General features: G+C 66.8%; 7 protein-coding genes and 1 pseudogene. 7 read left to right on the plus strand and 1 reads right to left on the minus strand.

The genetic code is table 11. The features are described 5' to 3' along the window. The 7 genes and pseudogenes from R1101_RS26615 to R1101_RS26620 form a co-directional block, all read left to right on the plus strand. Positions 1–747, plus strand: a 747-nt coding sequence (locus R1101_RS26615) for a lipase family protein (protein ID WP_016933818.1), incomplete at its 5' end; no start/stop codon positions are given. A gap of 137 nt (positions 748–884) precedes the next feature. Beyond that, positions 885–2,321, plus strand: a complete 1,437-nt coding sequence (locus R1101_RS0112825) for an FAD-dependent oxidoreductase (RefSeq protein ID WP_016933819.1) — start codon at positions 885–887, stop codon at positions 2,319–2,321. 83 nt (positions 2,322–2,404) lie between these two features. Then, a complete protein-coding gene (locus R1101_RS0112830; RefSeq protein ID WP_016933820.1) occupies positions 2,405–2,998 on the plus strand; it encodes a DUF4178 domain-containing protein in 594 nt (197 codons plus the stop codon). Further along, positions 2,995–3,501: a DUF2617 family protein gene (locus tag R1101_RS0112835; protein WP_016933821.1), complete on the plus strand. Its 507-nt coding sequence runs from the start codon at positions 2,995–2,997 to the stop codon at positions 3,499–3,501. The genes R1101_RS0112830 and R1101_RS0112835 overlap by 4 nt, the downstream gene beginning before the upstream one ends. Then, positions 3,489–3,899 (plus strand): DUF4247 domain-containing protein, encoded by a 411-nt coding sequence (locus R1101_RS0112840; protein ID WP_016933822.1) that lies wholly within the window; start codon positions 3,489–3,491, stop codon positions 3,897–3,899. The genes R1101_RS0112835 and R1101_RS0112840 overlap by 13 nt, the downstream gene beginning before the upstream one ends. Before the next feature lie 29 nt (positions 3,900–3,928). Further along, complete coding sequence (locus R1101_RS0112845; protein ID WP_016933823.1) at positions 3,929–4,399, plus strand: DUF350 domain-containing protein; 471 nt, start codon at positions 3,929–3,931, stop codon at positions 4,397–4,399. 5 nt (positions 4,400–4,404) lie between these two features. Then, positions 4,405–5,962 (plus strand): annotated as a pseudogene (locus tag R1101_RS26620) (polyamine aminopropyltransferase). A gap of 98 nt (positions 5,963–6,060) precedes the next feature. Here R1101_RS26620 and R1101_RS0112855 read toward each other — a convergent pair. Further along, positions 6,061–7,093, minus strand: a 1,033-nt coding sequence (locus R1101_RS0112855; protein ID WP_016933825.1) for a potassium channel family protein, incomplete at its 5' end; no start/stop codon positions are given.

The following is a 7,093-nucleotide window of genomic DNA, read 5'->3' on the forward strand; positions in this document are numbered from 1 at the left end:
GGACTCGGAACGCCGGGGGTCCACCCGTACATCAACGGCGATTCCGAGGCGGCGGCCGTCACCGACATCGTGCGCGCAGCACGCCGCCTGGATCCCGATATCGGCACGGTCTGGTACGCCGCGGGACACAGCCAAGGAGGGCACGCAGCATTGTTCGCCGCAGATCGCGGATCCGATCTGGCACCCGAACTCGACTTGCGGGGAGCGGTGTCGATCGCACCGGGAAACAACCTCGGTGACACCGTCGAATACTTCGCAGCCGGAGGTCCCGAGTCGCGTGCCGTCCTCGGTTACCTACCGCTGATCCTGCTCGGCGCCCATGCGGCCGACGAGGAGTTGAGTCCCTACGATTACGTCACCGAGAAGATGACACCTCTGCTCGATGCCGCGAAGGGCGGCTGCACCGACATCCTCTGGGAACTCGCGGAATCGGTACCGCTCGACGAGGTGATCCGACCCGACGCAGACTTCGCGCCGCTGGTCTCCTATCTGACAGAGCAGAACCCCGATCGACTCAGCCCCCGCGTGCCGACACTGATCCTGCAGGGCGGCGGCGACACCGCCGTGACCGAACCGGGTTCTGCAGCGTTGGTCGAATCACTGTGCGCCGGCGGTTCGCCCGTCGGTTACACCGTCTACGACGGACTCGAACATGTACCGACCGTTCCTGCTGCCGCGTCGGATGCCCTCGCCTTCTTCGACGCCCTCGGAGAAGGTCGGTCCCCTCTCCAACCCTGCGACCGCTGAGATACCGCGCCTCCCGGAACGAGCCCCGAAAAACGTTCCACTGGACGGAAGAACCGGAGCACATCCGCTCCGCAGCCGAGATGATCCACGTCACATCGGCATGCGGTGGGAGTCGACCGGAGAAGGTGAGGACATAGATGGGTGTCGACAGGTTCGACGAAGTACACGACGTCGTGGTCGTGGGCTCCGGGGCCGCGGGTTCCGCCGCAGCACTGGCAGCGCACCAGGCCGGCAGGGATGTCCTCGTGGTGGAGAAGTGCGGCGAGCACGAGGCGGGTGGTAACACGCGAGTGTCCGGCGGAGGCTGGTGGGTCAACAGCGATCCGGACCGCGCGCGAACCTTCCTTCGCGCCCTCAACGGTCCGTTCCCGGTGGCCGACGACGTCGTCGACGTCTGGGCGCGAGAAACAGCCCTGATCTCGGGCTGGCTGGAAGAACTCGGTGCCGACGTCGCCATGAGCAGCGACTACCACACCGAACCCGAATATCTCGCCGTCGAGGGCAGCGACTGCTACGCGGGAATGGACACCATCGCAGGACGGATGGGAAACGCCCTGCTGTACGACTTCCTGAAGAGCGCCCTCACCCGGCGAGGTATCGAGATCCGGTTCGGGACACCGGCCGTCCGCCTGATCGTCGACGACGGTGAGGTCGCCGGCATCGAAGTGCGCGGCGCGGACGGCCCTCGGCGTATCGGAGCGCGCGGCGGCGTCGTCCTGGCCACAGGCGGTTTCCAAGCCGACCCGGCCATGGTGCGCGACTATCTGCGGGTCGAAGAGCACGTCCTGTGGGGATCACCTGCCGCCACCGGCGACGGTCACAAGATGGCGCAAGCGGTCGGCGCCGATCTGTGGCACATGGGAAACATGATGACCATCACCGGTGTTCGCGGAGACGACAGTCAGGGCCACTACCTCGCGTTGTGGAATGCACACAACTATCTGTGGGTGGGCGACGACGGCCGCCGATTCATGGACGAGACCGCCGATCCGTTCCACGGACACATCCTGCGCGCAGGATCCTACGAGCTGTTCCCCCTCCGGCCCTTCTACTTGATCTTCGACGAGCAGATGCGCACGGCCGGACCTCTGAGTCCGGCACCCGACATCCTGCCGGTCGGATGGAATCTCCTCATGAACGGATCCCTCTGGAGCACCGACAACAGCGCAGAGATCGAGAAGGGCTGGATCGAGCGTGCGGATTCGCCGGCCGAACTGGCCGACCTGATCGGGGTGGACGCCGACACGCTGGAACATACCGTCGCCCGCTACAACGCTGCGTGCGCGAGTGGACGCGACGAGCACTTCGGGCGGACTCCGGAGAAACTCGGGCCTGTGATCGAGGCTCCGTTCCATGCCCTGCGGATCACTCCGTTGCTGGGGTGGACCAACGGCGGACCCCGACGCGACGGGCGAGCGCGTGTTCTCGACACTCGGGGCGAGGTGATCGACGGTCTCTATGCGGCAGGTGAAATCAGTTCCACCTACAGCTGGCGGAAGGACGGCGGGTTCCACATCGGGGACGCTCTGGCGTTCGGTCGTGTCGCGGGACGCGATGCCGCCACCCGGGCCTGACCGTCGGAGTGCCGCGGTCCCGTGATCTGCCGGGCCGGCCGGTAGGGTCGGCCCCGGAAAATATCGCCGACCCGGGGTGTTCGATGACCGAAGTCCTGCTCGTCCTGCTGATCGTCGCTGTGGTCGCGGCTGCCGTCGTGGTGGTGATCCGCACCCGCACACCCACAGCACCACCTGCCAGGGTGGATCCACTCGCCGACTATCCGGAGGTGTGGGACCCCTTCGGGATCGGGGTCGGCGACATCATCACCTACGCGGGTATCGACCACGTCGTCCGCGGCACTCTCACACTCGACGAAGAAGGCTACCGCTGGTACGAGCATCTCCTCGACGGGTCGACCGGTCGCCGCTGGCTCACCGTCGAGAACGACGAGGGTGAGCTCGAGATGACCCTGTGGATGCGTCGCGAGGGCACGGGCCTGCAACCCGACGGTGACGTGATCCTCGACGATCGTGTCTACCGCCGACTCGAACACGGCACCGCCCGATTCACCGCCGAAGGCACAACCGGAACCGCTCCCACCGGCACCATGGACTACGCCGACTACGCCACGGCCGACCGCACCGGTCTGCTCGCGTTCGAACGATGGTCTCGCGCCGGATCATGGGAGGTGTCCACCGGACGTGCGGTGACCCGCAGCGAATTGACGGTCATCCATGCCGGACCCGCCCGGTGAGCACGCACATCCTGGACATCGTCCCGCGTGATGTTTCCGCCTCGGCGCTGGGACTGGTACTCGACGCTCCCGCACCGCCACCACTCGTGTCCGCACGATTGACCGATTCCGCCGCAGGCATTCTCACCCTCGGGGTACTCGGCGCCTCCCACGTGGTCACAGCGCAATCCGGACGACGCACTCTCACCGAACAAGTGTCGTGCGACGCGGTCGGGGCGGGCGGACACCCGCTCCCCGAGCGTCACGACCGGGACGGCTACCTGTTCCGCAGTCGCACCGCGACGGTGCAGCGCGCAGAACTGGCGCAGCGGGCGAACCGACTGCGCGCTACGGCCCGCTCCGCACCCGGATGGTTGTGTGCAGGGTTCCCGGGGAACGACGACGCGCTCACCGTGCTCTCCGGCACCGCAGATGCCGGCGAATGGCATTGGCGGACCTGGCATCTCTATCCGTCCGTCGACACGGGCGTGATCGTCGAGACCGAGAGCCGGTGGCGGCCGTGAGACGAATCGTCATCGGCTCGCTGGTCGGTATCGCGGTCCTCGCGACCACGGCATGCGGGAGTCAGGCACGCGACCACATCGCCGACACCTACGACTACCGTGGCACCTCCGGTGATATCGACACCTATCATTCTCCGGATCCTGTGGGTACCACGGTCTCCCGAATCATCGCGGAGGACGAACCGGCCGCACGCAAGGCGGACGGCGGCAACGAATACCTCCGATACGACGACGACATCGTCACGGTCGGTGCTGCGCCGGAGGGTGGCAGCACCATCACCGTCGAAGACATCGACGGGCGCTTCAGCAGCGGCGGTTTCGTGTTCCTCGGGCCGGGCTTCACCCCTGGTTCTCCGGCCGCCGGCAACCTGTCCGGTGGATCGGGAAGTGCGAAATAACGAACTCACCAGATCGGAACCTCGAAAGAATGATCTCCACCCTGTCGGCAACCGACCTCGAGATCGGCGCCGTGGACCCCCTCCTGCTCGTGCTGGGAGTGATCGGGACACTGATCTACTTCGCTGTCGGTGTCGGCGTTCTCGCACTCGGATTCGCCGTGCTCGACGGGTTGACGCCCGGGAACCTGCGTCACCAGGTCTATGTGGACCGCAACCCCAACGCGGCACTGTTACTCGCAGGAAATCACCTGGCGCTCGCGGTCATCGTGGTGACCGCGATCGTCACCAGCTCCGACGGGTTCGCGCAGGGGATCGCCGACTCGCTCGTCTACGGACTGGTCGGCGTGGTGCTGCAAGCCACCGCCTTGCTCATCATGAATCGTGTACTGCCGGGCCGGATCACGGCACTGGTCGCCGAGCCCCGCACGAGCGGTGCCGCATGGGCCGTGGCGATCACCCTGTTCTCGATCGGGTTGGTCAACGCCGCAGCGCTGTCGTGACAGCGGTGACGACTCCGGATCTCGACGCCGGTGCGCCACCTCTCGGCCGGCGGGCGCGGGCACTACTGTTGGCAGCGGTCGCCGCCTGCGCCGCGTGCGGACTGGTGTACGAACTGGCACTTCTGACGTTGTCGGCGAGCCTCACCGGCGGCGGAATCACGGAAACCTCGCTCATCGTGGCCGGTTTCGTGGCAGCACTGGGAGTCGGTGCGCTTGCCGCCAAACCGCTGCTCCCCTACGCCGCGACGGCATTCGTCGCGGTCGAGGTCGTTCTCGGATTGGTCGGCGGGACGAGCGCCACCGTTCTGTACGTGGCGTTCACCTTACGTCGGATCGTCGACGTGGGTGCTCGTCGCGGCGACTGCAGCCATCGGGATGCTGGTGGGCGCGGAGGTCCCGCTGCTCATGACGCTGCTGCAGACCGGTCGCAGTGCCGGTGCTCGCGATACCGGCAAGATCCTCGCCGACCTCAATGCGGCCGACTACGCGGGCGCGCTGATCGGAGGTCTGGTGTGGCCCCTGCTGCTGCTGCCGTCGGTCGGAATGATCCGTGGTGCGGCGCTGACCGGCATGGTGAACCTGGCGGCAGCATCGATCGCGGCATTGTTTCTGCTGCGCGGGCACCTCGGACCGGCTACGCGAGCATTGTCCTCGGTGGCGTTGCTGCTCGCCGCGACGCTGCTCGGCGTTCTGCTGGCGCGCTCATCCGATATCGAGATCACAGCGCGGCAGCGGCTCTATCCGGACCCTGTGGTGCATGCGCAGCGTTCGCACTACCAGGAGATCGTGGTCACCGCCCGCGGCGACGACGTGCGACTGTATCTCGACGGTGACCTGCAGTTCTCGAGCCGCGACGAACATCGCTACACCGAAGCCCTGGTATATCCGGCGCTCGCCCGCGATCCCGGCAGGGTGCTCGTACTCGGGGGCGGTGACGGACTCGCCGCGCGGGAACTCCTACGCCACCCGCACGTGCGGGAAGTCGTTCAGGTCGAGCTGGACCCGATGGTGCTCGAACTGGCGAACACTCGGTTGAGCGCGCTCAACGGCGGCGCATTACAGGACGAGCGGGTGACGGTGGTCACCGCCGACGCCTTCCGCTGGTTGCGCGAGTACACCGGTGCGGGATTCGACGCGATCATCGTCGACATGCCGGACCCGGATACCCCCACGCTGGGACGGTTGTATTCGACGGAGTTCTACGGGCTGACGGCGTCGGTGCTGAACCCCGGCGGTCTGATGACCGTGCAGTCGGGCAGCCCGTATTCGACACCGGATGCGTATTGGCGGACGGTGTCGACCGTCGAGTCCGCGGGACTCGGTGTGGCCCCGTACCACGTGCACGTACCGAGCTTCGGCGACTGGGGGTTCGTCCTCGCGCAGGCCGGCACACCGGCGACACCGGCACTGTCGGCGAATGCCGCACCGCGAAGATTTCTCGATTCCGCGACTCTCGCTGCAGCCTCGGTCTTTCCGCTCGATCGGCAGCCTCGCGAGATGGCACCGTCGACCCTGGATCGGCCGCGCATCGTCGACGACCTCCGGCGTGGATATCAGTTCTGACCCGAACGTGCCGGCACACCCCCGGTCCTGTTCCGGTAAGGGAGCCGTCATCGGTCGTTGCCCCCACGGAACGATCATCCGAGGACGCAGGCTGTTCCCTACACGGACACCGAACGCAGATACAACAGCCGGTCGTCGGCGACGATGACGCCGAGCTCGGGAGAATCCACCCGGATCAGCCGTCCGTCACGGACGACCCCGAGCACGATGACGGGCAGCTCCCGCGGCGAAAGCCCGTGCTCGTGCGGCTCGACACCGCGTTCGGAGACGGCGAACCCCTCCTCGGGAGTCAACAGATCCTCGATCATCTCCACCACCGTGGGAGTGGCAGGAGCCAATCCCAGCAACCGGCCCGCCGTCTCGGCGGAAACCACGACCGTATCGGCACCGGACTGGCGCAGCACATGGGTGTTCTCCGATTCGCGCACCGCGACGGCGATGCGCGCCTGCGGCGCGAGCTGACGAGCGCTGAGGGTGACGAGCACGGCGGTGTCGTCGCGATTGACGGCCACGATGATCGAGCCGGCATGCCGGGCTCCGGCCAGCTGCAGCACGTCCGACTTGGTGGCCGACCCCTGCACGGTCACCAGACCCTGACGCGACGCGATGTCCAGACTCACCGGATCGGCATCGACCACCACGATCTCCGACGGAGCGAGTCCCTCGGCGAGCAGCGCATCGACAGCGCTGCGTCCCTTCGTGCCGTACCCGACGACCACGGTGTGACTGCGAGTGCGGCGGCGCCACCGCTGAATCTTGAACGCTTGCCGGGAACTTTCGGTCAGCGCCGACAAGGTGGTGCCGACCAGCACGATGAGGAAGAACACTCGCAGCGGGGTGATGACCAGGATGTTGACCAGCCGGGCCTGCGGGGTGAGCGGAGTGATGTCGCCGTAACCGGTGGTCGACAGCGACACCGTGGCGTAGTAGATGCAATCGAGCAACGAGAGCGGGTTCTCCTGGGCATCGCGGTAGCCGTCCCTGCCCATGTACACCACGATCACCGCCGCGGTCAGCGCAGCCAGGGCGTAACCGATGCGGCGCACAATCGCCCGGCCCGGACTGGTCTGTTCCTCCGGTACCCGCAGCACCCCGACGAGAGCGAAGTCGGGACGGTCGGTGAGGGTATCC

Origin of the sequence: Rhodococcus sp. R1101, from assembly GCF_000278445.1 — a bacterium.
GTDB lineage: Bacteria > Actinomycetota > Actinomycetes > Mycobacteriales > Mycobacteriaceae > Rhodococcus > Rhodococcus gordoniae.